General features: G+C 52.9%; 21 protein-coding genes and 1 CRISPR repeat array. Of the genes, 13 read left to right on the top strand and 8 right to left on the bottom strand.

All coding sequences use genetic code 11. The features are described from left to right. The first annotated feature begins 61 nt into the window (after window positions 1-61). From M0644_RS09600 to M0644_RS09580, 5 genes are all read left to right on the top strand, one after another. Window positions 62-436 carry a cytochrome c gene (locus M0644_RS09600; protein WP_286625508.1) on the top strand — a complete coding sequence of 125 codons (375 nt, stop codon included), beginning with the start codon at window positions 62-64 and terminating at the stop codon, window positions 434-436. A gap of 85 nt (window positions 437-521) precedes the next feature. Beyond that, window positions 522-737, top strand: a complete 216-nt coding sequence (gene sipA / locus M0644_RS09595; RefSeq protein ID WP_190278054.1) for a regulatory protein SipA — start codon at window positions 522-524, stop codon at window positions 735-737. 37 nt (window positions 738-774) lie between these two features. Then, entirely contained in the window at window positions 775-1,890 is a 1,116-nt protein-coding gene (locus tag M0644_RS09590; protein WP_286625505.1) for a glycosyltransferase family 2 protein, read from the top strand. A 24-nt stretch (window positions 1,891-1,914) separates the two neighbouring features. Beyond that, a CRISPR array of direct repeats spans window positions 1,915-5,365; the repeat unit is 36 nt; unit sequence GTGCTCAACGCCTTACGGCATCAAAGGTAGAGGCAC. 465 nt (window positions 5,366-5,830) lie between these two features. Next, window positions 5,831-6,844 carry a 23S rRNA (adenine(2503)-C(2))-methyltransferase RlmN gene (gene rlmN / locus M0644_RS09585; protein WP_149821791.1) on the top strand — a complete coding sequence of 338 codons (1,014 nt, stop codon included), beginning with the start codon at window positions 5,831-5,833 and terminating at the stop codon, window positions 6,842-6,844. A gap of 53 nt (window positions 6,845-6,897) precedes the next feature. After that, the gene (locus tag M0644_RS09580) at window positions 6,898-8,739 is read left to right on the top strand and encodes an NYN domain-containing protein (protein WP_286625504.1); all 1,842 of its coding nucleotides are present in this window, start codon (window positions 6,898-6,900) and stop codon (window positions 8,737-8,739) included. Here the strand turns inward: M0644_RS09580 and M0644_RS09575 are convergent. Further along, window positions 8,736-9,464: a response regulator transcription factor gene (locus M0644_RS09575; protein WP_286625503.1), complete on the bottom strand. Its 729-nt coding sequence runs from the start codon at window positions 9,462-9,464 to the stop codon at window positions 8,736-8,738. The genes M0644_RS09580 and M0644_RS09575 overlap by 4 nt on opposite strands. A gap of 482 nt (window positions 9,465-9,946) precedes the next feature. On the opposite strand from M0644_RS09575, the gene M0644_RS09570 reads away from it, so the two are divergent. Both M0644_RS09570 and M0644_RS09565 read left to right on the top strand, forming a co-directional pair. Then, window positions 9,947-11,614: a DUF3370 domain-containing protein gene (locus M0644_RS09570; protein ID WP_286625502.1), complete on the top strand. Its 1,668-nt coding sequence runs from the start codon at window positions 9,947-9,949 to the stop codon at window positions 11,612-11,614. A gap of 11 nt (window positions 11,615-11,625) precedes the next feature. Next, window positions 11,626-12,381, top strand: a complete 756-nt coding sequence (locus M0644_RS09565) for a metallophosphoesterase (RefSeq protein ID WP_286625500.1) — start codon at window positions 11,626-11,628, stop codon at window positions 12,379-12,381. Here M0644_RS09565 and lspA read toward each other — a convergent pair. Further along, window positions 12,378-12,854: a signal peptidase II gene (gene lspA / locus M0644_RS09560; RefSeq protein WP_286625498.1), complete on the bottom strand. Its 477-nt coding sequence runs from the start codon at window positions 12,852-12,854 to the stop codon at window positions 12,378-12,380. The two genes, M0644_RS09565 and lspA, sit on opposite strands and share 4 nt — an antisense overlap. Next, window positions 12,851-13,930: an Mrp/NBP35 family ATP-binding protein gene (locus tag M0644_RS09555; RefSeq protein ID WP_286625496.1), complete on the bottom strand. Its 1,080-nt coding sequence runs from the start codon at window positions 13,928-13,930 to the stop codon at window positions 12,851-12,853. The genes lspA and M0644_RS09555 overlap by 4 nt, the downstream gene beginning before the upstream one ends. Here M0644_RS09555 and M0644_RS09550 point away from each other — a divergent pair. The 3 genes from M0644_RS09550 (at window position 13,929) to M0644_RS09540 (ending at window position 17,684) form a co-directional block, all read left to right on the top strand. Next, window positions 13,929-14,141, top strand: a complete 213-nt coding sequence (locus M0644_RS09550; protein ID WP_149820304.1) for a hypothetical protein — start codon at window positions 13,929-13,931, stop codon at window positions 14,139-14,141. The genes M0644_RS09555 and M0644_RS09550 overlap by 2 nt on opposite strands. Beyond that, window positions 14,138-15,745, top strand: coding sequence for a glutamine-hydrolyzing GMP synthase (guaA, locus tag M0644_RS09545; RefSeq protein ID WP_149820302.1), 1,608 nt, complete (start codon window positions 14,138-14,140; stop codon window positions 15,743-15,745). The genes M0644_RS09550 and guaA overlap by 4 nt, the downstream gene beginning before the upstream one ends. 61 nt (window positions 15,746-15,806) lie before the next feature. Then, a complete protein-coding gene (locus tag M0644_RS09540) occupies window positions 15,807-17,684 on the top strand; it encodes a hypothetical protein (RefSeq protein ID WP_286625495.1) in 1,878 nt (625 codons plus the stop codon). A 67-nt stretch (window positions 17,685-17,751) separates the two neighbouring features. Here the strand turns inward: M0644_RS09540 and M0644_RS09535 are convergent, their stop codons facing one another. The 5 genes from M0644_RS09535 to M0644_RS09515 form a co-directional block, all read right to left on the bottom strand. After that, window positions 17,752-18,510, bottom strand: a complete 759-nt coding sequence (locus M0644_RS09535; protein WP_149820298.1) for a ChaB family protein — start codon at window positions 18,508-18,510, stop codon at window positions 17,752-17,754. A gap of 102 nt (window positions 18,511-18,612) precedes the next feature. Then, on the bottom strand, window positions 18,613-19,962 hold the full coding sequence (dnaB, locus tag M0644_RS09530) for a replicative DNA helicase (RefSeq protein WP_149820297.1): 1,350 nt from the start codon (window positions 19,960-19,962) through the stop codon (window positions 18,613-18,615). Between the two features lie 14 nt (window positions 19,963-19,976). Further along, window positions 19,977-20,435 carry a 50S ribosomal protein L9 gene (gene rplI / locus M0644_RS09525; protein ID WP_149820295.1) on the bottom strand — a complete coding sequence of 153 codons (459 nt, stop codon included), beginning with the start codon at window positions 20,433-20,435 and terminating at the stop codon, window positions 19,977-19,979. A 175-nt stretch (window positions 20,436-20,610) separates the two neighbouring features. After that, on the bottom strand, window positions 20,611-20,736 hold the full coding sequence (psaJ, locus tag M0644_RS09520; protein WP_011058244.1) for a photosystem I reaction center subunit IX: 126 nt from the start codon (window positions 20,734-20,736) through the stop codon (window positions 20,611-20,613). Window positions 20,737-20,773: 37 nt separating this feature from the next. Then, the gene (locus tag M0644_RS09515) at window positions 20,774-21,268 is read right to left on the bottom strand and encodes a Photosystem I reaction center subunit III (RefSeq protein ID WP_149820294.1); all 495 of its coding nucleotides are present in this window, start codon (window positions 21,266-21,268) and stop codon (window positions 20,774-20,776) included. 316 nt (window positions 21,269-21,584) lie between these two features. Between M0644_RS09515 and M0644_RS09510 the strand changes: the two genes are divergently transcribed. From M0644_RS09510 to nadB, 3 genes are all read left to right on the top strand, one after another. Next, entirely contained in the window at window positions 21,585-22,784 is a 1,200-nt protein-coding gene (locus M0644_RS09510) for an adenylate/guanylate cyclase domain-containing protein (protein WP_286625493.1), read from the top strand. A gap of 237 nt (window positions 22,785-23,021) precedes the next feature. Next, window positions 23,022-23,426 carry a photosystem II complex extrinsic protein PsbU gene (gene psbU / locus M0644_RS09505; RefSeq protein ID WP_206200911.1) on the top strand — a complete coding sequence of 135 codons (405 nt, stop codon included), beginning with the start codon at window positions 23,022-23,024 and terminating at the stop codon, window positions 23,424-23,426. A 31-nt stretch (window positions 23,427-23,457) separates the two neighbouring features. Beyond that, the gene (gene nadB, locus M0644_RS09500) at window positions 23,458-25,098 is read left to right on the top strand and encodes an L-aspartate oxidase (protein WP_286625492.1); all 1,641 of its coding nucleotides are present in this window, start codon (window positions 23,458-23,460) and stop codon (window positions 25,096-25,098) included. The last annotated feature ends 17 nt before the right edge of the window (window positions 25,099-25,115 follow it).

Here is a 25,115-nt window from a genome sequence, read left to right as displayed (position 1 = left end):
GCAGGGTTTAGAATGCAGTTGTAACAATAATAAACAATTTTTAATCTTTCCCGATAAGTGAATGAGTTTAGTCAACACGGTTGGGGTTCGATCAACGGTATGGCGCTGGCTGCTGCCTGTCTTGGTCGTGCTGGTGGTGGGTGGCGGTTGGGGGGTTTCTCTGCTGTTGCCCCTGCGGGATCCCTATATTCAATCCGTACGGGCGGCGGTAGGCGATCCCAATCGCGGCGAGCAAATTTTTATTCTCAATTGTGCGGGTTGTCATGGCATTGATGGCAAGGGCGAAGTGGGCCCTAGCCTTGTGCAGATTAGCCACCGCCGATCGCAAACAAAACTCATCCAGCAAATTATCAGTGGCAATACCCCTCCCATGCCCAAGTTTCAAGCCCAACCCCAAGACATGGCCGACCTATTAAGCTACTTGAAGACACTCTAAAACTTTTGACAAAAGCGCTACAGGTCGAGGCGGTATATTAGATTGTGTTATCAGTATTACCAATTTCAAGCATCCTTTGGTGGGAATGGAAGAAGCCTTTGCGGTGGGCGATCGCGTTCGCCTTGTGGAACTGCCCCCCTATGTGAAAACAGCGGAGCCAATGCCAATGTTGCGTCCCGCCAGTATCCTCACCCTCGGTGAAGAAGGGGTGATCCTCAGCCAGCAACCGGGGAACTATTGGGTCGTGCGCCTAGGGCGGGGTGCCTTTTTGCTGGAAGCCAAGTATCTCAAACGGCTGTAGTGCCTTCGCTGCTATGGCTCCGCTGCTGTCTCTGTGCATGATTGTCAAAAACGAAGCCCATCAATTACGGCGCTGCTTGCAGTCGGTGCGGCCTTGGGTGGATGAAATCATTATTGTGGACACGGGTTCCACCGATGAGACGATCGCCATTGCCCACGAATTTACTCCCCATGTCCATGCCATTGTCTGGCAAGCGGATTTTGCCGCCGCCCGCAATGCCTCCCTAGCCCACGCAAGCGGGGAGTGGGTCTTTTACATTGATGCCGATGAAGAATTGGTGGTTACGGATCCCCAATGGCGAGACCAATTGACCGCTGCAAGTGCACATATTATCAATCAGTGGAGTCTGCTGCGTCGTGAACAGGCGAGGGATCTCAACTGGAGTGAGTTTTGGAATGTCCGCTTTGGCCGCCGTTTTCCTGATCTTCACTTTGCCGGGGCACTCCATGAGCAACTGTACTATCGGGAGCGGCAGACAGTGGTGGGTCAGTTGCAGGGGGTCTATCTCATTCACCACAACCAACAGACGCCAGATCAGTTTCTGGCAAAGCTTCGCGATCGCAATATCCCCATCCTCGAAAAAATGGTGCAGCAGGGCGATCGCCGACTGCAAAACTTGGTGTGTCTTGGGGATCACTATGCCGCCTGTGGCGATGGCGATCGCGCCCAAACATGGTATGAACAAGCCCTTGAGCAAATTGCCCCTGCCGTCGAACAGGGAGTTTTGCCGAAGGACACCACATGGCTGCGTCATCTCCTTTTTTGGGTGAGCTACCGCGCCTTTGAGGCCAAGGACTACGAAACGGCTCAGTATTACCTCAGCTATGGCCTACGCTTCTTTGATCGCTATCCGCCCCTGCTCTATGTGGCGGGGTTACTCATCTTTGAATTGGGTCTACATCGCGGAGCACTGCCCTACTTTCACCGCTGTTTAGATCTCTTTGAGCAGGGAACCTACGATCGCGCTGAACCCTTCGATCGCCAGTGGATGACCACCCAACCTGCCTATAGTCTAGGTTTTACCTACATGACCCTTCAGGAGCGCGATCGCGCCATCGCCTATTTTCAAAAGACCCTTGAATTTAACCCTGACTATTCCCCTGCACAGATGTACCTGCAACAACTGTTGACGGCATCGGCAAATCAAGGGTGATGCGAGTTCCCGCCCCTGCTGCCGAGCGAATCCAGTGCTCAACGCCAGAGGTAGAGGCACAGGTTATTGGGGTGGATAATCGCTTGGTGGACGTGCTCAACGCCTTACGGCATCAAAGGTAGAGGCACTGACAGCTGGCAAATAGACAAGGCTGCCGGTCTGTGCTCAACGCCTTACGGCATCAAAGGTAGAGGCACCTTAATTTTTCCGTCTCTACTGGTTTTTTCCACGCCAGGTGCTCAACGCCTTACGGCATCAAAGGTAGAGGCACTTTATCTTCGCCATTTCTCAACTTTGGCGATCAATGTGCTCAACGCCTTACGGCATCAAAGGTAGAGGCACAACTCCCTTATATTCAAACGTTAGTTTTAGGGAATGTGCTCAACGCCTTACGGCATCAAAGGTAGAGGCACAAGCTAGTTTTGGAACCAAATTGTGTGGTTCCAAAGTGCTCAACGCCTTACGGCATCAAAGGTAGAGGCACTAGGCTTTACCATACTATACAAAATGCTTTATAGTGCTCAACGCCTTACGGCATCAAAGGTAGAGGCACTCGGGCAGGTAATAGAGATCCTGCCACTGCAAGTCGTGCTCAACGCCTTACGGCATCAAAGGTAGAGGCACCTCGTTCGCAAATAGCAGGAGCAAACCCTCCTGGTGCTCAACGCCTTACGGCATCAAAGGTAGAGGCACTGTCGCCGCCCATTGAAAAATCAAAAGAAAGAACAGTGCTCAACGCCTTACGGCATCAAAGGTAGAGGCACACAGATCGCATAGATTTACGAAAAACTTCTCAGAATGTGCTCAACGCCTTACGGCATCAAAGGTAGAGGCACGGTCAGATAGGTTTGAAGAAAACTGTGTAGAAGAGTGCTCAACGCCTTACGGCATCAAAGGTAGAGGCACCACTAGAACTGATCTAACTATTCCAGAATTAAAAGTGCTCAACGCCTTACGGCATCAAAGGTAGAGGCACTTTCAATTGTTCAAAAGGAGGATGGCCATCCAGATTGTGCTCAACGCCTTACGGCATCAAAGGTAGAGGCACCTTAACTATCCTCCGCTGCTAAATCCAGTACTGTGTGCTCAACGCCTTACGGCATCAAAGGTAGAGGCACATTGAATGTATGTACTTGAATTTTTCTGGATCAAACAGTGCTCAACGCCTTACGGCATCAAAGGTAGAGGCACTGCAGCTACCCACGCTGTTTTGGTACGTGTGTACAAAGTGCTCAACGCCTTACGGCATCAAAGGTAGAGGCACAGTTCACGCTCTTTAGGAGTAGGTTGGGCATTAAGTGCTCAACGCCTTACGGCATCAAAGGTAGAGGCACGTGTAAAGATACCTGAAAGACATTTCACCCGCCTTGTGCTCAACGCCTTACGGCATCAAAGGTAGAGGCACGTAAAATCGTATTCAGGTAAAATATCCCTTTGGTGCTCAACGCCTTACGGCATCAAAGGTAGAGGCACCGCTCTTGTTGGGCTGCCTTCAGCTTCACGATAAGTGCTCAACGCCTTACGGCATCAAAGGTAGAGGCACGTTGAACGTTTGTTGACCTCTTCTGGTCTGTATCGTGCTCAACGCCTTACGGCATCAAAGGTAGAGGCACAATTTTTAAGTTCTAACCTTTAAGTTCTAACCTAGGGTGCTCAACGCCTTACGGCATCAAAGGTAGAGGCACTGTTGAAATCTTTTTCAATTGATACCCCCGTGTTGTGCTCAACGCCTTACGGCATCAAAGGTAGAGGCACAGCTAATCAGTCTGGAAGTAGACTTGCAGTGGACTGTGCTCAACGCCTTACGGCATCAAAGGTAGAGGCACAAGTACAACTCACAGGTAAACGACTATTAGGATTATGTGCTCAACGCCTTACGGCATCAAAGGTAGAGGCACGTTCCACTGCAAATCTGTTTCCAGACTGAGCAGCTGTGCTCAACGCCTTACGGCATCAAAGGTAGAGGCACTCAGTTAGATCTAATAAATAATAACTTTTAGAGTCAGTGCTCAACGCCTTACGGCATCAAAGGTAGAGGCACTAGATAACAAACCATCAGCTAAACTTGATGCTGCTAGTTAGTGCTCAACGCCTTACGGCATCAAAGGTAGAGGCACCCACAGAAGGATGGTCAGGCCCAAAGCCAAAGGAAAGTGCTCAACGCCTTACGGCATCAAAGGTAGAGGCACTTCTCTACAATCATTCATTATGAATTTGACCTGGTGCTCAACGCCTTACGGCATCAAAGGTAGAGGCACTTTGGAGGTTAATCCATGAAATACGTGTTTACGACACGTGCTCAACGCCTTACGGCATCAAAGGTAGAGGCACAAAACAACTGCCCCAATCCCAAATATTTGACTATCAAGTGCTCAACGCCTTACGGCATCAAAGGTAGAGGCACTGGGTTGTTCGGTCACGTTGTATTTGCGGCAAAGAGTGCTCAACGCCTTACGGCATCAAAGGTAGAGGCACTTCAAACTTCAACAGTTTGAATTTTTCTGGTAAATAGTAGTGCTCAACGCCTTACGGCATCAAAGGTAGAGGCACCATAAAGTCCCATAAAAAGGGTCTCCTAATAATGTGCTCAACGCCTTACGGCATCAAAGGTAGAGGCACGTCAGGCCAAAAGCCAACAGAAGGAGGGTCAGGCGTGCTCAACGCCTTACGGCATCAAAGGTAGAGGCACGGAAAAAACCGCGAAAAGGCCCCCGTCCCTCCAAAAGCGTGCTCAACGCCTTACGGCATCAAAGGTAGAGGCACCCAAAAGAAGCAATACTATATCGTGCTCAACGCCTGTGCTCAACGCCTTACGGCATCAAAGGTAGAGGCACCACTAACCTACCACGACCAAAAGAAGCAATACTAGTGCTCAACGCCTTACGGCATCAAAGGTAGAGGCACTATTTCTGTTTTCGAGTTATTTTTTATTTGTGCGACGTGCTCAACGCCTTACGGCATCAAAGGTAGAGGCACAACTATCTACCGCAGCAAGTCAAAAGCCCAACCCTGTGCTCAACGCCTTACGGCATCAAAGGTAGAGGCACCCCTTGAACGCGAATTCGAGGGTGGACTAGAGTTGGTGCTCAACGCCTTACGGCATCAAAGGTAGAGGCACCCAATAATAGCATTAGGGATAAATCTCTCAGAAGAAAGTGCTCAACGCCTTACGGCATCAAAGGTAGAGGCACACAATGCACCAGGGCGTTGTACTTCTTGGAATATTGTGCTCAACGCCTTACGGCATCAAAGGTAGAGGCACCATATTGGGAGTGTAATATTGATCCAACTGAATGCGTGCTCAACGCCTTACGGCATCAAAGGTAGAGGCACTTGGCCCTAAACCGAAAGATGATCTTCCCCTTCTTGTGCTCAACGCCTTACGGCATCAAAGGTAGAGGCACAAACCACTAACTAATTAGTTTTCTAATAACCTAGGGTGCTCAACGCCTTACGGCATCAAAGGTAGAGGCACAGCGGCGCCCTAGAAATGCCTCTAGGACTAGCTTAGCACAGTCACTTTTCAAGCACCTCTGGCACTTGGTTTTTTTGTGACTGTAAAATTTTTAGCCTCGGCCAGTATTCAGTTGTCAATCCCGCTCTGGGGAATAGGTTCAGAGATTTTCAAGCACCTCTAAATCTAACAAAAACTCTCAAACCTAGTCAAGGGGCTGTATTTGAATATCGGTGCGTTCGGAGAATATTTGAGTCCAGAGGTGCTTGCATGCGCCACAATCTTGGACAAAACTCAGCTGGCATTCTCTGGGGTCTCGCAAATTTTAGTGCTGCTGACCCGTCAGCAAGAGAAAGATTAACTGCTCTTAGCAAAACTGCAAAGCAATTGTCCCAGCGCCTCAGCGTTCTTTCTTGTGCCCCTATTCCAGAAAAGAGCAGGTTGGCAGTTTGTTAGGATCAAGGGGAAGTGAAGCGGTTGAACACTATGGCGCTGCTGGGACAGTCCGCAGTAGAGTTGAAAGCATGGGTCGAAGCCCAAGGGCAGCCCGGCTATCGGGCGCAACAACTCCATCAGTGGCTCTATCAAAAGGGGGCGCGATCGCTCCAAGAGATTACGGTTTTTCCCAAGCAGTGGCGTGACGCTCTCGCTGAGGTAGAAATTGGCCGCTCTCAAGTTCGCTATCGCCATGATGCCCAAGATGGCACTGTCAAGCTTCTGTTGACCTTAGCCGATGGCGAAACCATTGAAACGGTGGGCATTCCCAGTGGCGATCGCCTGACGGTGTGTGTATCTTCCCAAGTGGGTTGTCCAATGGCCTGTGATTTTTGTGCCACGGGCAAAGGGGGCTATCGCCGCAATCTGGCGAGCCATGAAATCATCGATCAGGTACTCACCATCCAAAGTGAAATGGAGCGCCGCGTCAGCCATGTGGTGTTTATGGGTATGGGGGAACCCCTGCTGAACCTAAAGGCTGTCCTGCAGGCCGTCACCTGTCTCAACCGCGACATTGGTATTGGTCAGCGGCACATTACCCTCTCAACGGTTGGTATTCCCCAACAAATTCAGCGACTGGCACAATATCAATTGCAAATCACCCTTGCCGTCAGCCTCCATGCCCCCAACCAAGGCCTACGGGAGCAGCTCATTCCCAGCGCCAAGCACTATCCCCTCAGCCAACTGATTGCCGATTGTCGTGCCTATGTGCAGCAAACGGGGCGCCGCATCACCTTTGAATATACGGTTCTGGCGGGAGTCAACGATCGCCCCCAGCACGCCGAGGAGCTAGCACAGCTATTGCGGGGCTTTCAGAGCCATGTCAATCTGATTCCCTACAATCCCATTACTGAGGCAGCCTATCAACGTCCCACCGAGCAGCGTTTGCGGCAATTTCTCAGCCAACTGCAAGCCCTAGGGGTTACTGCCAGTATTCGGCGATCGCGGGGTCTGGATCGGCAAGCCGCCTGTGGCCAACTGCGCCAAGCCCAACTCAGTGTCTAAACATTTTTTGCTATCATATTTTCCTAATTCGTGTAATTCCTATCACATTTTGAATGAAGCCAGAGCTTTGGTTCATTGCTCCTGTTAGCGCGATCGCCCTCGGTGGTATTGCCACACTGATTCAACCCCAACAACCCTTAGCAACCCTTTTAGGGAGTGGCATCGGTGCCCTTGCGGGTGCGCCCCTTATTGAAAAGAACCAACGCCGTAGCGATCGCCTGCTTCGAGACATTCACACCTTCCTCTGCTCCTCCCCAGAGACCACCGCACTCAAAGCACTTCTGCTGCGAGAACTCGAACAACAACGCCGACAACTCACTGACCTTGAACAGCAACTGCACCAAGCACTTCCTGAAGCCCTGAACCCGATTCACAACGAGATCATGCAGAGGCTGGAAACCCTCAAGGACAATCAAAGGGACGCTGCTGTTAACACGGCGACGGCGCAGCAACTTGAGCCACTCATTGAAGCCATTCACGCCCAGAGTGCCGCTCTGCAAACCATTCAAACCCTTCTGCAAAGACCCCAACCCCCAGCAACTGCCCTAAAAACCGCTGTCCTCTACGATATTGAAAACTTAGTCTTTAACCAAGGGCAGCGACTAGACCCCGCCAAAGTGAATGAGCTTGTTTCCCTAGACAACGTTCTGGAGGCAATTAAAAGCACTATTGATCTCGGGGAAATCGCCATCCAGCGTGCCTATGGAAACTGGCAAAATCAAATTCTCCAAGCCCTCAATGCTCAACTGGAGCGATCGCAAATCGAGCGGGTTGGCGTCTATGGTCGCAATCACAATCAGCGGAATGCAGCGGACATTCAACTTGCCCTTGATGCCATTGATCTAGCCTACCAACATCCCGACATCAATACTTTTGTACTCATCTCCGGGGATGGTGGCTTTGGCTCCATTGCCCTGCGCCTGCGGGATTACGGTAAAACCGTGATTGGCTGTGCCTACCGTAACGCCGCCAGTGATAGCTTTCAGCGGGTGTGCCACCAATTTATTTTCCTTGAGAATCCCTTCATTCATTCTGCCCCCGCCACCAATGGCAGAAACGGCACGCCTCCCCCGCGTCAACCCAATCCAGAAAATCGCACCGCGCCATCCTCACCTCGGCGTCTTCCCATTGAGCCGTTGAACTATGAACAAATTCCGCCATTGGCGATTCAACAACGGGAAACTGAAAAACTTTTGGAGCTATTCTCCTACTACACCACTGATGCAACAAGACGGCGAGAATTGGCTAGGGGTATGGTCTTTAATACCGTATTTTTAGAAATGAGATCCGTTGCCCCCCAATTGGATCCGCTGCGATTTGGCTTTTGCAAGCCCTCTGAATTAGTGGCCTACTTAACCACACACCATCAGTTACAAATTGGCGTTGCGGTGAATGGTCAATTGGGTAGAACGATTCTCTGCTGGCGCAATAACCTACCTGAGCGCTACACCCTGCGCACCTCCAGTCCCCAAACCATTCACACCGTCTCGATCTATCGTGGTATCTTTGCCGATGAAGTGGCGGCAGATTTTTTACTGACTCAGGTGGGACAGTGGTTAATTGCCTATCGTCCCCGCAATGCCCCTTTTGAGAGAATGATAAATATTATTCTTGAGCAAGCTCGTCGGCGGCAGCAGCGCATTGGTCAGCAGGGGATTAAGCGGGCGATCGCCAACTATGTCAAAGCGGGTATTCTAACACGAACAGGGAACACCCTCACCCTCAACCCTGCCATCACGGACTTTTCTAGTTTGGCGATCGAGCTACAAACTCGCTTTCGCCAAGCCGTGGCAGAACGCCTCAGCAAGATTGGTGAAACCATCAATGAGCAGGTCTTTGCCCAAGCGGTTCCCCTCAAGCCTCTACAACTACCGACTGCGAACAACCCAACCTAGGATGCAGATGGTGGCTCAATCTGACTGGGCAGTTCTAGACAGTAGCCAGCCCCATAGACGGTTTTGATATAGCGCGGATTCCGCGGATCCGGTTCTAGTTTTGTCCGCAGGTGGCGGATATGGACACGGATGGTTTCAATGTCATCGTCGGGATCGTAGCCCCAGACTTCCTTGAGAATTTCACTGGGGGAAACGGTTTGGCCGTGGCGTTGCAGCAGGCAGTGCAGCAGTTCAAATTCAAGGCGCGTCAGCTTAATAATTTTGCCAAACCAAGAGACCTCAAACCGTTCAGGCACTAGTGTCAATGGCCCATAGCTGAGGATTTCACGATGGCCTGCGGTTGCCGGAATGCGATCGGCTCGTCGCAAAAGAGCACGTACCCGGGCCAGCATTTCCTCCAATTCAAAGGGCTTGGTGAGGTAGTCATCGGCACCCGCGTTAAGCCCCTCCACTTTGTTATGGGTTTGGCTCAGAGCCGTCAGCATCAAAATCGGAACATCTTGGGTACGCGGATCACGCCGCAGGCGTTGGCAAATGGTGAAGCCATCCACTTGGGGCAACATCAGGTCAAGGAGAATTAGATCGGGCGAAAGTTGCACGGCGAGGGCTTGCCCTTGCATCCCATCTAAGGATTTAGTGACCTCGTAGCCCGCCATTTGCAGGTTTATTGCCAAGACGTCGGCGATCGCAGGATCATCATCAATGATTAAGATGCGGGGCTTCATAAAATGAACAGCACTCAATCCTCACAGGCGGCCAGCTACCGCTTCTGAGAGAATTATAAACATCGCTGCAAAAACCTTAAGAGTTTGTTGAGTTTCTTTAGATTTTCTCAATATTTGACGCCAATCTAGGGATACAGAGCTTACTCTAAAATAAGGAATACCACCAGCAGATCAGAGGCTATCCTGCATCAACTTGTACAGTGTTGAGCGTGTTCAATCTATAGGACACTGAACGATCGAGAATTGGCCTAGACCACTTTCTAATCAGCACTTGGCGCAGTCTGAAACCCAGTTCTAGGCTGGTATTACGCGCAGCAAGCTAAACCAGAATTACGTTCATGCCGCGAGCTTTATGCGGTCTTCAGCGGATTTTCTACAAACCTAGGCTATACTTTGGGAATGCAACTTTTGGGCAGAAACGATGATCCTGTCCTCACTTTTGCGAACTGCTCACTCATGTAATGCTGTGGTTTGGATCGAATATGCTTGCTCCCATTCTTGTGGCACAAGCCGCTCTAGCAACTCCACCCCAACATTCATCCACCGTTGTACAGGAATATTCGCCTCGCTCGAATGTTGTTGTTCAGGCCAATGCGGTACCCGTCAACGTTCCACCCCCTGAAGTCCCTTCCCCACCCGCTGCAACGGCCTACGTCACACCCACCAATTTTGCCTATTTTCCCCAAGACATTCGTCCACTTCCCGGCCAATTAGACGATGTGCCCGTCTTTAACAGCAACAGTCCAGAGATGGTGCGCTCTGAGGGAATTCTCCTCTCCACCTTTCCACCCCACGGGAAATGGCAACCGGCGGCTCACCTCAACTATCCCTTAGAGGGGCGCTTTGATGTCTTTGCCCACCACATTACCCAATCCAATCGGGCGGTGAGTACGCCAACCCTCTATTTGGGGCTGTTGGCCTATAACCCAACGGATCGCTATGTCACGGTGAGATTTCATCAAGCCGCTAGTTTTTTAAGTACGCCAGATGCTCCCTTCCGCAATTTGCCCGCCATGCTCGATAACCCCACGGGCTTTGTTTTTTCAGGGCCTGGGAGTCGAGTCACCAACCAAGTGCTGCGGGGGGTACGGCAGACGTTCTTTCCCTCACAGATAACCATTCCCCCTCGCGAAGCGCGGATGTTGGCGAATTTGCCGCTGCCGTTGCCCACTCAATTTCCCAATGCGGTACTCAATCGGGTTCGGGCAGAGTTTATGCTCAATGCCGATGGCAGCGTCGGCCCCAAGTTACCCCTAATCCCGGATACAAATCCCTTTGGTGAAGTCTCCTCCTCCAATGGCCGCTCCACCCTGATGTATTTAGAAAGTAGTGGCCCGATTTACTTAGCGCAAATGTCAATGTTTGCCCGCATGAACGAGCAGGGCACCGAACGGGCACCCACCCTAGAGGAATGGTGGGCAATGCTCCATCGCGGTCAACTGGTTACCCCCCGCGACATTCCACCCACGCCCCCCAATAGTAGTCAGTTTGGTCGCTTCTTCTATGGCCGTGTGGCCGGTGTCAGTCAGGGCTCTCGCTGGCAAGCTACCCTCACCGATGGCCAAACCCATGGACAGGCTTTAACGATTCCGGCACCGGGGCGAGCCATCTCCTATGGCATTAGTACGCTCCACCGAGGTACCCTTGGCACGGGTCAAATTCAAAGTGCCCCCATGTTAGTACGCTATCCAGACACCGCCTACTACGCCCATGGCAATTATGGTGTTCACTATAGTTTGACCTTGCCCTTGGTCAACAATACCCGTCAGTTCCAGTCGGTGGTGCTAACGCTGCAAACCCCTCTCAAACAAGATCACCGCAGTGTCGTCCTCCAATTTTTGGAACCCCCGGCTCCCCAAGTGTTTTTCCGGGGAACGGTGCGTGTTCGCTTTACAGATGATTTAGGACAGGCTCAAGAGCGCTATGTCCATTTGGTACAGCGGCGGGGTCAGCGGGGAGAACCATTAGTGACATTAAATATGCGTCCAGGTGAAAAACGGGATGTTATTGTGGATCTACTCTACCCACCCGATGCCACCCCACCCCAAGTGCTGACAGTGGCAACATTACTTGGCCCTAGCTATGAGAACACCACTCAAGCGCCAGCGGCTGCCAATTCTCTGTCCCTTACACCAGTGACAGTGCCATAGGAGTGACCACAGTGGGCGATCGCGCAGCGTGTCGAAAGGACAATCGCCTTGTTCTGATTGGGGATGTCCACGGTCACTATGAAGGCCTGTGCCGTTTACTAGATCTCGTTTCACCTCGCGTGGGCGATCGCCTGTACTTTCTTGGCGACCTTGTGGATCGAGGGCCGAGTAGTGCCTCCGTTGTAGAATTCGTGCGCCAGTGTGGCTATAGTGTTGTGCGGGGCAACCACGAAGACATGATGCTCCTCACCTTCGAGGGCAAACAAATCAATGCCGCGCAGCTCTTTGTCTGGTCGAATAGTGGTGGGGATGAGACCCTTGCCAGCTACACCTCCACAGAGTTGCTTTGGCAGCACCTCGACTGGCTGCACACAGTTCCCTTCTATGAAGATTTAGGGGATGTGTTTGTTGTCCATGCAGGTCTTGATCCCTATCTTTCCCTAGAACAGCAAGGCAGTCAACAATGCTGCTGGATCCGCGAACAGTTTTTAGGCCACCCCAAGCCCTACTTTGCGGATAAAACAATTGTGGTGGGTCACACGATTACCTTTACGTTTCCCAATGTCGAAGCAGGACAAATCGTGCGGGGTGCTGGCTGGATAGACATTGAAACCGGTGCCTACCATCGCCGCAGTGGTTGGTTAACAGCCCTCGACTGGACGAATCAATGGGTCTATCAAGTGAATGTGCTCTACGGTGGTACCCGCCAAGGAGAATTGGCTCAATTTTTAACTGATTTAAGAGATGTCTCCTACAGTATCAGCTAGCGCTGGCGCCACGCCGACCACAAAAGACAGGCAATGCCGATATTGATGGCAATGTCCGCCACATTAAAGACGGGAAATTGAATCAAGCGAAAATCCAAGAAGTCAACCACCTCGCCCGTGAGAAAGCGATCAATGCCATTGCCTAAGGCGCCACCCAGTAAACAGCCATAGCCCACTTGCTGCCAGCGATCTAATCTCGGACCGAGCACCGCCCAAGTGATCAGACCCAAGCTCACGATGAGAGACAGCCAGCGCAACCAGACACTGCCATTGGCAAAGAGGCTAAAGGCCGCCCCAGTATTTGTAACGTAGGTAATGTGAAAGACACCGGGGATAATGGGCGTTGTTTGCGGCGGCACTGTTAGGGCATAGGTGGCCACAATCCATGCTTTCGTCAGGCGATCGCTAATTAAGGCGAGGCCAGCCGCCCACCAAAAAAGGGGATTCTTGATCTTGAGCCGCTGACTGCTCATCCCACAGGACTAAGGGCAGCCACTGAGACCCGTGCCGCCACCTGTTGGGCGATCGCCCGTAGGGCTTGCGCCGAAGCAGACTGCGGATCCGCAATGAGAATCGGTTGACCCAAATCTCCCCCTTCCCGCACGGGCAATTCCAAAGGCACCTGTCCTAAAAGGGGTACACCCATTTCCGCCGCCAAGGCTTCACCGCCCCCACTGCCAAAAATGTCATAGCGACGATTGGGCAAATCAGGGGGAATAAAGTAGCTCATATTTTCCACCAGCCCAAGGACCGTGACTCCCAACTGCTGAAACATCCGCAATCCCCGCCGCGCATCCCCAAGGGCAACAGGTTGGGGCGTTGTTACAATCACTACACCTGCCATTGGTACCGCTTGCGCCAGTGTGAGTTGGGCATCCCCAGTGCCGGGGGGCAAATCCACAATCAGATAGTCCAATACGCCCCAATCACTTTGGTAGAGAAATTGGCGAATAATGCCATTGAGCATGGGACCGCGCCAAATGACCGGCTGATCACGATCAATCAGGAAGGCCATCGACACCACTTTCAAACCATGAGCTACCGGAGGTAACAGGACATCGCCTCTGGCTTCCTTGCGCACTTCGACAATGGCATCCTCTAGCCCCAGCATCGTGGGAACATTCGGCCCATAGATATCCGCATCAATAATGCCAACGGCAGCCCCCGCTTGGGCAAGGGCAAGGGCTAAATTCACCGCAACGGTACTTTTGCCGACCCCCCCTTTACCACTGGAGACGGCAATAATGTTCTTGACTCCTGCTACATCGGTGCGATCGGGCAGGCTCTTTTGCTGCGGCGTTTCAGCGGTAACCGCCACTTGCACATCCATCACCCCCGGCAGAGTAAAGACGGCCTTCTTGCAATCCTCGACAATAAATTCCCGTAGGGGGCAAGCCGGGGTTGTCAGCACCAGTGTAAAGCGAACCGTGCCATCCTCAATGGCAACATCGCGGATCATGTTGAGTTCCACTAGCGATCGCCGTAACTCGGGATCTTCCACAGGACGCAGAACGGCCAACACAGACTCAACAGTAAGGGGGGCACTCATGCAGGTGATTCGTTACATTCGCTACTTAGATAGCGATCGTACCACTGTTAGGCAGATTCCCCCGCCAGCCACAGCAGCGATACAGCAAAGGATGCAAGCCAAGACCGCTCTCAGACGGGATTACACCCCCATTTGCCTACACCATATTTCAGAAAAGGGCGGTATTCTGGAAAGTATTAGCCATTTGGGATCAGAAGGATTGCAACGTTGACTCACTCCACCCTCCACCAACCCGCCACAGCCGCCGGTCAAGGCCTGCAACGCCAACTTATTGTCATTCTTGATTTCGGGTCGCAATACTCCGAACTCATTGCCCGCCGCATTCGTGAGACCCAAGTCTATTCCGAGGTCATTTCCTACCGCACCACTGCTGAGCAACTTGCCCAATTAGCCCCCAAGGGCATCATTCTCTCCGGTGGCCCCAACTCCGTCTATGACGAGAATGCTCCCCAATGTGATCCAGAAATTTGGAACCTCGGCATTCCCATCCTTGGCGTGTGCTATGGCATGCAACTGATGGTGCAACAGTTGGGGGGAACTGTGGAGCGAGCCACCGCTGGCGAGTATGGCAAGGCAGCGCTCTTTATTGACGACCCCACGGATCTGCTCACGAATGTTGAGCAAGAAACAATTATGTGGATGAGTCATGGTGATAGCGTCACCGAGTTGCCCTCCGGTTTTCGCGTCTTGGCGCATACCCACAATACGCCAATGGCAGCGATCGCCCATCCAGAGCGGAAACTCTATGGCGTTCAGTTCCACCCAGAGGTGGTGCACTCCGTGGGCGGTATTGCCCTGATCCGCAACTTTGTCTATCACATTTGCGATTGTGAACCCACTTGGACAACGGCTGCCTTTGTCGAAGAAGCGATCCGGGAAGTGCGCGCCAAAGTGGGGGACAAACGGGTACTCCTTGCCCTATCGGGGGGGGTGGATTCCTCGACCCTGGCCTTTTTGCTCCACCGCGCCATTGGCGATCAACTCACCTGTATGTTCATTGACCAAGGGTTCATGCGCAAAGGCGAACCGGAGCGACTCCTCAAGCTCTTTCAAGAGCAGTTTCACATCAAGGTGGAGTACGTCAATGCCCGCGATCGCTTCCTTGCCCAACTGGTGGGCGTCACAGACCCCGAAGAAAAGCGCAAACGCATTGGCCATGAATTTATCCGCGTTTTTGAGGAAGAGTCGCAGCGGCTAGGGCCTTTTGACTACCTTGCTCAGGGCACGCTGTATCCCGATGTCATTGAATCGGCGAATACCAACATTGACCCGCAAACTGGCGAGCGCGTAGCGGTGAAAATCAAGAGCCACCACAATGTGGGCGGTCTGCCGGAGAACCTGCGCTTTAAGCTGGTGGAACCCCTGCGCAAGCTCTTTAAGGATGAAGTGCGCCAAGTGGGGCGATCGCTGGGTCTGCCCGAAGAAATTGTGCGGCGGCATCCTTTTCCCGGTCCCGGTTTAGCGATTCGGATTCTGGGGGAAGTGACCCCGGAACGCCTAGAGATTCTGCGGGATGCGGATCTGATTGTGCGGCAGGAAATTAACCGCGCCGAGATGTACCACGACTTTTGGCAAGCCTTTGCGGTGCTGCTGCCGATTCGCACTGTGGGGGTAATGGGCGATCAGCGAACCTATGCCTATCCAGTGGTGCTGCGGTTTGTCACCAGTGAAGATGGAATGACCGCTGATTGGGCACGGGTGCCCTACGATCTCCTCGAGCGCATTTCCAACCGCATTGTCAACGAGGTGCCGGGGGTGAATCGGGTGGTCTATGACATTACCTCCAAGCCACCGGGAACCATTGAGTGGGAATAAATTTGCCAGAAAGGGGAGCAATCGGTTTAACTGGGAGAGATGGTGGTGTGAGTGATGTGGCATGAATGGCAAATGGACGCTGGCCCTTGGCTTTAGTGCAGGTGTATGGCTGCCCCTCGCGGCAACGGCGCAATCTAGCCCGCCCCAATGGCAAATTGAGGCTCGGCCAATAACTCACCCCACCTTTGAAGTGGCACCAACGGTGGAAGCACTGCCCCAATGGCAAGCCGTTCCCGAACCTAGGGGCGATCGCCTGTGGCAACCAGCGACGCCAGAAGAACTGGCGCAACCCATTTTGCCCCCTGTAGCTGAGCAGGCACCGACACCCGTCATTGCCGAGGAACCCCAGTATCGCATTCCTCCCTTAATGCGTCCGCCCACCCGTCTCTTTAACTTGGAGACTGCCAATATCCTGCCGGAGCAAACCCTTGAACTACGGGGGGGAATTCGCAACTATGATCCCCAAGTGGCTGGGGGCGGCGGCGGTCTGCAAATTTTCTATGGCTCCATTGACTATGCGATCAATCATCGCTTGCAAGTGAGCTTTAGTGGCAATTACTACGACGATCCCTTGGGACGCTTGGTGAAGGGGCTACAGCCCGACCTGCAGTTTGGGGCGATCGCTGCTGGTCTCAAATATCAAGTGCATCGCGGCGAGAATCTATCGGTGGCTGTGGCGGGCTCCCTAGAGGCAGTACGGGTGCGATCGGACAATTTCCTCTTTGTGCCGGGTGCCGCACGAGCCGGAACGTGGACGGTTGCCGCCTCATTGCAAGCGCCAATGACCTATTCCTTTAATCCCCAGTTGCAGTGGCACTTTACGCCCAACCTCACCTATTTTCCCGACACAGTGAACAAGGGAGGGGAATTTTACGGCACGAACTTCAACTTTGGCACAGGCATCAGTTGGCAGCCCCATCCTCGCTTTAATCTTTTTGCCGATGTCAATATGCCCGTCGGTCCGGGGGGCAATGCCGTGCGCAGTAGCGATGGCGCGATCGTCAACCTGCCCGTGTGGAGTGCCGGTGTGCGCTTTCTAGTGAACCCTGCAGTGAGTATTGATTTGGCAGCCACCAACGCCTTTGGCATTACACCTGCAAGTCGTACCTTGGCTTTTTTGCCCGGTGCGGATCAAGTGGGTGTCATGGCGGGATTAAGCTATACCCCCAATATGGGGCCTGATTTTGCGCCACCCTTTTTGCCCAGTTTTCGCAGTGGGCCTCGGCAACCCCTCACGGATCGCGATCGCCAGCTTTTACTCAATGGCCTCACCCTTACCTCCCCCAGCACCCTTGATCTGGGGATGCTGCACCTGCGGGGCAATAGCGGCACCACAGGAACCGGTTTTCAGGTGGGCTTTGGTCTTGCCTACGATGCCCAATTTGCCATTGCCATTGAACAGTGGGAGCGCGGCGAAACCCTCATCGAAAACCTCAACTACAGTGGTAACTTGCAGTTGGGGCTAGCAGCGAAGTTGCGCTTTCTGGATCAAACGCAAGGGGATCCCTTTTCTTTGGCCTTTCAAGGCTCATTTAATCGTGGCATTAAGCAGGGGGGAGGGGGTAGCCGTTCCCTAGGCGGCTTGGAACTGGCCTTTATGTATGAGCCAACCAAGAATGTGGCACTACTGCTGAATCCCAAGTTAGGGATTTTTACTCCTAATCAAAAAGTAGTGGGTGGTATCGGGGTCGGCCTCAATGTTGAGGTAGTCCGCAACCTCCAATTTATTGCGGAAGCCACTCCGGTCTTTGGTCAAACGGGGGTCTATAGTGCCGGCTTGCGTTACGTCGTGCCCCAGTGGGGACTAGGCATTGATCTCTATGGATCAACGGCAGTCGGCAGCAGTATTCCCAATGCAGGTCTTGTCGGTCAGGGGTCGCCGGGGGTGGGGGTCAACCTCCATTGGCTATTTGGCGGATCGCGGCCACAGGAGAATTAAAGTCATGCAAACTCAATAGTTGTTAGTCCCCCCTCAAGCGCAATGAAGGGGGAGAAGGGGCTAACGCCTAACTGCCGTAGATGCCTTTATCATCCCGTTGGAAGAGGCGCTTGATGTGCTCCCACGCCTTAATGAGGGCATTTTTTTCATCGTTGGACTCCTTCAGCGCCTCATTGTAGGCTTCGACAAATTTAGACTGAGCCGTCTCCGAGAGATCGGCACGCACTTCTGGGGAAATGTCCTCTGGCCCAGACAACTGACCCTCCGGTTGACGCGGAATTTGCATCTCAGTAATGGCCGCCTCTTGACCGCCAGCGGATTGTAACAGGAGAAAGATCTCCCCTGCTTTGTCCTCCGGTACTTCGACGACCAGCAAGAATTCCCCCGCTTGTACCCGCGTTTGATAAATGGCAGCTTTGTCCTGCGGCATCCCCAAGGAAATCAGTGCGGATCCTAGGCCGGCGCCCAACGCACCATAGAGGGCACCACTGGTCGCCCCCAAAAGGGCAGCCGCCAAAGGGCCAGCAGCAGCCACCACGCCAATAAAAGGAATAAAGAGAACGCCGACTCCGGTTAGCAGACTCAGCAGCGAACCAAAGATCGAGCCATAGAGTGCCCCCGTGGTGACGCCATCCAAAATAATATCTTTCTTGGTAATAAATCCACTAATGCGGGCTTCAGACTGAAAATTGCGGCCAATGATTGAGATATTTTCCTTGGGCACACCGCGATTCAAGAGTCGTTCGATCGCCTCTTTGACTTTGGCCTCTTCCTTGAAGGTGGCCGAGACACATTTTGTTGCTGGTTGAGCAAAAGTCGTACGCATTGATGGGTTTCCTCATCAGGACATGACCCCAGTATAGATAGGAGCAATTATCGTTGACACCGAACCTCCAAGGTGAGGAAACAGAATGCTCTCCCCACTCGACTAATCGCGGGCAAGGTTTTCAAAGCGAGTGTATTGGGGGTCAAAGAGGAGCTTGACGGTGCCCACTGGGCCATTGCGGTGCTTGGCAATCAGGAGTTCACAAATGCCGCGATCGGGGGTATCAGGGTTGTAATATTCATCGCGGTACAACAGGATCACCAAGTCGGCATCCTGTTCAATGGAGCCGGATTCGCGCAAATCAGACATCAGGGGGCGTTTATTTTGCCGTGATTCGACACTGCGGCTGAGTTGGGAGAGGGCAATGACAGGGACATTGAGTTCCCGCGCCAGTCCCTTGAGGGAGCGGGTAATTTTGGAGAGTTCCTGCACCCGACCTTCTGTGGTTTCTTCGCCACCCATCAGTTGCAGATAGTCAATCAAAATGAGGCCGAGACCGTTGGGATGCTCGGCATGGAGGCGACGGGCAGTGGAGCGAATCTCCCCAAGGGTGGGATTGGGAGTGTCGTCAATGTAGATGGGCAGTTGCGAGAGAATCCCGATCGCCCGACTTAGGGGTTCCCACTGGTGTTGGCTAATGCGCCCCGCCCGTAAATAGTTGCTGTCAATGCGGGCTTCGCTGGCAAGGAGACGTTGCACCAGTTGCTCCTTGGACATCTCAAGGCTGTAGATCGCCACCCCCAGATTGTGAATTTCGGCAATGCGACGAGCAATTTGCAGGGCGATCGCCGTCTTGCCCATTGAAGGACGACCGGCAATGATAATCAAGTCCGATCGCTGGAAGCCTTGGGTCATGTTGTCCAGATCATAGAAATTGCAGGATAGACCCGGCTGAATATTACCGATCGCCCGCTGCTCCAATTCCGTAAACGTGCGGGTAAGAATTTCATCGGTGCGGGTCAATCCCTGCTGAATCCGATCCTGCGTCACACTAAAGATCTGCTGCTCGGCCTGATCCAAGATCACATTCAATGAGAGGCTGCTATCGTAACCCAGCTTCACCACATGGGTACCGGCTTCAATAAGCTTACGGCGCAGGTATTTTTCCTTGACCAAGAGGGCGTAGCGATCGATATTGATCGCGCTCACTGTGCGCTCCACCAGTTCTGCCAGCTTGGTGTGCCCCCCAACTCGCTCCAATAGCCCCTGATCCTGTAGCCAAGCGGTAACGCACAGCAGATCCGTGGGGCTGCCGCGACTGTGGAGAGAAACTGCTGCCCGATAGATCTCGCGGTGGGCACTGAGGTAAAAGGCCTCAACCGGCAAAATATCCACCACCCGGTTGATGGCTTCCGGGTCTAAGAGAATACCCCCCAAGATCCACTCTTCCGCTTCGAGGTTCTGGGGGGGAATCAGTTGGCTATCGGGCTGAAAACTTGGCTCCTGAACCATCAAGGAGGCTAGCCCTAATCGGCAACGACTTGGATATTGAGTTTGACACTCACTTCGGGGTGGAGCTTGATTTCAGCCGTGTAGGTGCCCAATTTGCGAATCTCAGGCAGAATCATTTCACGGCGATCAATGGTTTCGCCGGTAATGGCTTGGATGGCATCGGCCACATCTTGCGGTGTAACGCTGCCAAAGAGCATATCTTTTTCGCCCACGGGCATTGAGATGGTAATGGTGGCCAGTTTTTCGAGGGTGGCTTTTTGTTTTTCAGCAACGCCTTTGAGTTCGGCAAGCCGCTGCCGTTCTTTTTCTTGGAGCCGCTCTACGCGCCGCAGGGCACTGGGGGTTGCTGGCTCGGCAATCCCTCTTGGAAATAGGTAATTACGGGCATAGCCGGGGGCGACTTCGACGACTTGACCCATTCGCCCGAGTTTATTGACGGTTTCATTCAAGACAACTTGCACCCGCTTTGCCATGGGGATCCTCTTTCATTAACTGGATGGGTTAACAGCAAGCGTCAGCGCTGGTGGCTACGGCTGCTATTTTAGGACAAATAACTATTCTATAGCCTCTCGGCAGCAATTGCGACAAAAAAAGGGCAGAACGCTGTTCCACCCTTGTACCGAGTTTGTTCCAAAGTTAAGGGTTCACTTAAAGGGGATGGAAGAGCAAGTCGGGATAGAAACGATTAAACTCAATCAAAATCCCAGCGGTAATCGTCATCCAAATGGCGGCCAGCACGGGCGCGGTGGAAAGATAGGTCAAAAAGTGTTTCATGGTACGTCGTCCTTATGACAGTCAACAAACAGTGAAGCTAGCGAGGGGAAACGGTGATTTCGTTGTCTTTGGCGGTGAGTTCACCCGCTGCCAGCTCCTTGAGGGCAGCCAATGGCCAAGCAAACCCCGTGAGCATGCATTTGATGGCAAGGGGCACATCAATAATGATTTCTTTTTCATTGGCTTCACCGCTATCGCGCACGGCAATCAAGTAGGCGCGACCCACCCAGCCAATCCAGCCGGCAATGTACAGGAAGAGCACACTGGGAATGAGAAAATCACCGGCACGGCTGAGGCGACCATCCACAACGAGGTGGGGCAAACCATCTTGGCCGCACAGGGCTTGACTATAGCGCTCAAACCGTTTTTGACCGGAGGCGGGATCAGCGGTGGTATTCACAGCAGCGGCAGCGCGTTTTTGAAAGGCAGGAGAATCTTTGCAGGGGACGAGTCCTGCCACATCAGCGGCGGCTAGAGGGGTAAAACCTAGCCACAGGGTCAAGACAAGGAGTAGGGCTAACAATCGACGCATGGAGTGTTGTCCTCAAATGCAGACAGGTCAAAGTGCATTCACGGAGAGAGCAATCCCTCCCAAAGCTGCCATCATTTTAGCGGATGGGCTTCAACCCAACCCTAGGGGAAAGGTTAATAATTTTTACGAGGGCAAATGCTGACTAATGCTTCCTCTGGCGATCGCTCTATGGTTGATTGGTGCTACCGCACAGACTGCATCTATTGAGCCAGACAAAGCTCCTTTGCTAGACTGGATCTATTGCTGGATTTGACTTTGAAACATCTACACATCGGTGGCGCTGGGGGGAGAGCTGACCCACGGTGATTTCGCAACTATGAAAAGTGTTTCTCCTATTTTGCCCCCCATGGATGCTGACCTGACGTTTAACTTGCCCGACCAAAAGATCCTCGAGACCTTACCTGCCCAACAGTTAGTGGCGATTATTTTGCGCCAGCAGCAAATTATTAATCAACTCCGCCATACCCTCTCGCAGATTCCCGGCGCCCCTGAGGTCGTTCACCCTGAGACCCCACCCCCCTCAGAACCCCATCTGGCACTGGTGAGTGAGGACACGGTTTGTTATTTTCCCTTGACAGGGGGGAACTGCTGGACCATTGGCCGCAGTGAAGACAATTCCATTGTGCTCAGCGATCGCTGGATGTCACGGAACCATGCCATGATTCAGCGCATGGGACAGGGGGAGTTTTATCTCATTGATCTCGGCAGTCGCAATGGCACGTTCGTCAATGGTCGCCGCGTCAGTATTCCCGTTGCCCTGCACAATGGCGATCGCATTACCTTTGGCCAAACGGAACTGGACTTTTTTAACGAACCCTTTGCCCCCCTATTTGCCGAAAATGCCACTCTGTCTTTGCCTCAATCCGAAGGCTCCTCCACAGCACTGCTCCATGTCCGCCGCCTGTTGACGGTCTTGGTTGTGGATATTCGTGACTTTACCAAGCTGACGCGGCAACTCGAAGAGGAGCTACTGTCGGAGCTAATTGGCACGTGGTTTCATCGGGCGGGTGAGATTATTCGTCAATACGGCAGTTGGGTCGACAAGTACATTGGCGATGCGGTCATGGCGGTTTGGATCCACGAAAGCGAGGAGATTGGCTATCAAGAAATTTGCCACACCCTCTCTGCCTTAGAGGATTTACGGCTGATGACGGGAGAACTGCACCAGCACTATCCCTTGCCGTGGCCACTGCGCATTGGTTCTGGTTTGAATACAGGCTATGCAATGGTGGGGAATACGGGGAGTGGCGATCGCCCCGACTATACTGCTCTGGGAGATACCGTTAACGCTGCCTTTCGCCTTGAGAGTGCCACCAAAACCATTGCCGCTGATCTGGCTATGGGGGCAACCACCTACCACTACCTTGTACAGTCTTGTCCAACCGTTGTCCCCTTTCGACCCCAAGTGCTGAACCTCAAGGGCTATGATGCCCCTGTACCCGCCTACGTGGGCAGCTTTGATGACCTCCATCGGTTCCTTGCCCAAGCCATCAAAGGGAGGGACACCCTGCACTAAACACCTGAAAAAAGGGATTAAGGGACGGCCTCCCTCTGATATTATTGAATCACCTGTAGGGGGCAGTCTAGACATCAGTCTATTGTGGGCGTAATGCCTCAGTTTCCTCTGTCACCCTGCTGGCGATCGGCTACCGCCGCCTGCGCTCGCTGTGCGATGTGGTCAGTTCTTTGCTTTGACTCTTAATGAACCGCTGTTTTTTGTAATGATCTGTGAGATTTGGGAGGTAAAGGAATTATGCAACGTTTGGGCCGCTGGCTAGCACTGGCTTACTTCGTGGGCGTTAGCCTGTTGGGCTGGATCAACTGGAGTGCCCCAACCTTGGCGGCAACTGCATCCACCGAGGAAGAACTGGTCAATGTGGTAGATGAGAAACTCGGCACTGCCTATGGTGAAAAAATTGACCTCAACAATACCAACATTGCCGCCTTTATTCAATACCGCGGTCTGTACCCAACCCTAGCTAAATTAATCGTTAAAAATGCCCCCTACCAATCCGTTGAAGATGTCCTGAACATTCCCGGTTTGACGGAGCGGCAAAAGGAAATTCTGCGGGAAAACTTGGATCACTTTACGGTGACCGAGGTGGAAACGGCTCTCGTTGAGGGTGGCGATCGCTATAATAATGGGCTATACAAATAACTACCCTCATTAGATCAATTTTGGGTTAGCGTTGACTCCCGCAACTTCTGGATTTGATGTCTTAATCATTGGCAGTGGTGCTGCGGGTCTCAGTGCTGCCCTTGCCCTTCCCCCTAGCTATCGCATTGGCCTGATTACCAAAACTGACCTTCGACAATCTGCCAGTGGCTGGGCACAAGGCGGTATGGCTGCGGCCATTGACCCGACGGATTCTCCCCTACTCCATGCCCAAGATACCCTTGCTGCGGGGGCTGGCCTCTGTGATCCAGTGAGTGTCCAGTTTTTGGTTGAGCAGGCACCGGTACAGGTGGAGCGGCTCTTGGCGATGGGGGTAGCTTTTGATCGCGTGGGCGATCGCCCGGCTCTGACCCTCGAAGCGGCTCATTCTCGTCCTCGGGTACTTCATGCCGCTGACACCACAGGTCAAGCCCTGATTACAACACTGCTCGAACAGGTCACTGCTGCACCCCATATCACGCTTCTGCCCAATAGCTTTGTCTTTGATCTGTGGCTAGAGTCGGGGCGATGCTGTGGGGTGTGTCTGTTGTGTCAGGGACAACTTCAGTGGCTGCGCTCGGGTGCAGTTGTTCTCGCCACGGGGGGCGGCGGTCAAGTTTTTGCCCAAACCACGAATCCCCCCTTAAGCACTGGCGATGGTGTGGCAATGGCATGGCGGGCAGGAGCACACATTCGGGATGTCGAGTTTTTCCAATTTCATCCCACCGCTCTTGCCGTTGAGGGAGCACCGCGATTTCTGATCAGTGAAGCAGTGCGCGGTGAAGGGGCACATCTCATAGACCACACAGGGCATCGCTTTGTGGCGGACTACCATCCTGCTGGCGAGCTGGCACCACGAGACATTGTCAGTCGTGCCATTTACCGTCACCTTCAGCAGAGCCATGCCCCCCATGTCTGGCTGGACTTACGACCGATTCCCCGCGATCGCCTGCACTACCGTTTTCCGAAAATCATTGCTGTCTGTCGGCAGTGGGGCATTGACGTTGAACAGCAACCCATTCCCGTGTCCCCAGCAGCCCATTACTGGATGGGGGGAGTCGTCACCGATTTGCAGGCTAAGACCAGCCTTCCCGGCCTCTATGCCGTTGGTGAAGTTGCCAGTACTGGTGTCCACGGTGCCAATCGCCTTGCTAGTAACTCCCTTTTGGAATGCTTTGTCTTTTCAGCTCAACTGGCACATCTGCACCCTCAGCCCCTTCCCTTGGCGGTGTCCCCTGTTAGCCAGCAAGCCCTTGAAATTGAGCCAGTGAGTTTTCGGCAGTGGCGCCAAGATCTGCGGGAACTCCTGTGGCAAAGTGCTGGCATTTGTCGCGATGCTCCCACGCTGATGGCCGCTCTTTCCCAAGTGAAGGAATGGCGCCAAGAATTGCTGGCTCATCCGATTGCGATCGCCCTTCGTGAACTCAACCCCAATCACTGCTATACCCTCAGCAATACAGCCGCCCAGACAACTCTTTGGGAATGGGGCGAGCTACGCAATCTCTTGGACATTGCCTACTTAATTCTCAAAAGTGCCCTCTTTCGCGAGGAAAGCCGCGGCGGCCACTACCGTCAAGACTACCCCCAACCCGATCCCAATTGGCAAATGCACACCCTAATTTGGGGAGAGCACTGGCAAAAAGCGGCAATTCAAGGCGTCCAGAGTAAACTATAGTTGCTATAGATTCCAAA

Source organism: Thermosynechococcus sp. B1, from assembly GCF_030322985.1.
Taxonomy (GTDB): domain Bacteria; phylum Cyanobacteriota; class Cyanobacteriia; order Thermosynechococcales; family Thermosynechococcaceae; genus Thermosynechococcus.
Note: the sequence above shows the minus strand (reverse complement) of the source record. Positions and strands in the feature narration are given on the sequence as shown.

Coding starts and splice junctions, on each gene's coding strand:
- M0644_RS09515 (WP_149820294.1), bottom strand. CDS start 21,268: ATGCGTCGATTGTTAGCCCTACTCCTTGTCTTGACCCTGTGGCTAGGT.
- M0644_RS09555 (WP_286625496.1), bottom strand. CDS start 13,930: ATGAGTGCCCCCCTTACTGTTGAGTCTGTGTTGGCCGTTCTGCGTCCT.
- M0644_RS09590 (WP_286625505.1), top strand. CDS start 775: ATGATTGTCAAAAACGAAGCCCATCAATTACGGCGCTGCTTGCAGTCG.
- M0644_RS09550 (WP_149820304.1), top strand. CDS start 13,929: ATGCAGGTGATTCGTTACATTCGCTACTTAGATAGCGATCGTACCACT.
- M0644_RS09580 (WP_286625504.1), top strand. CDS start 6,898: ATGAAGCCAGAGCTTTGGTTCATTGCTCCTGTTAGCGCGATCGCCCTC.
- M0644_RS09535 (WP_149820298.1), bottom strand. CDS start 18,510: ATGCGTACGACTTTTGCTCAACCAGCAACAAAATGTGTCTCGGCCACC.
- lspA (WP_286625498.1), bottom strand. CDS start 12,854: ATGAGCAGTCAGCGGCTCAAGATCAAGAATCCCCTTTTTTGGTGGGCG.
- M0644_RS09570 (WP_286625502.1), top strand. CDS start 9,947: ATGCTTGCTCCCATTCTTGTGGCACAAGCCGCTCTAGCAACTCCACCC.
- M0644_RS09600 (WP_286625508.1), top strand. CDS start 62: ATGAGTTTAGTCAACACGGTTGGGGTTCGATCAACGGTATGGCGCTGG.
- rlmN (WP_149821791.1), top strand. CDS start 5,831: ATGGCGCTGCTGGGACAGTCCGCAGTAGAGTTGAAAGCATGGGTCGAA.
- psbU (WP_206200911.1), top strand. CDS start 23,022: ATGCAACGTTTGGGCCGCTGGCTAGCACTGGCTTACTTCGTGGGCGTT.
- sipA (WP_190278054.1), top strand. CDS start 522: ATGGAAGAAGCCTTTGCGGTGGGCGATCGCGTTCGCCTTGTGGAACTG.
- M0644_RS09540 (WP_286625495.1), top strand. CDS start 15,807: ATGAATGGCAAATGGACGCTGGCCCTTGGCTTTAGTGCAGGTGTATGG.
- psaJ (WP_011058244.1), bottom strand. CDS start 20,736: ATGAAACACTTTTTGACCTATCTTTCCACCGCGCCCGTGCTGGCCGCC.
- M0644_RS09575 (WP_286625503.1), bottom strand. CDS start 9,464: ATGAAGCCCCGCATCTTAATCATTGATGATGATCCTGCGATCGCCGAC.
- rplI (WP_149820295.1), bottom strand. CDS start 20,435: ATGGCAAAGCGGGTGCAAGTTGTCTTGAATGAAACCGTCAATAAACTC.
- M0644_RS09510 (WP_286625493.1), top strand. CDS start 21,585: ATGAAAAGTGTTTCTCCTATTTTGCCCCCCATGGATGCTGACCTGACG.
- dnaB (WP_149820297.1), bottom strand. CDS start 19,962: ATGGTTCAGGAGCCAAGTTTTCAGCCCGATAGCCAACTGATTCCCCCC.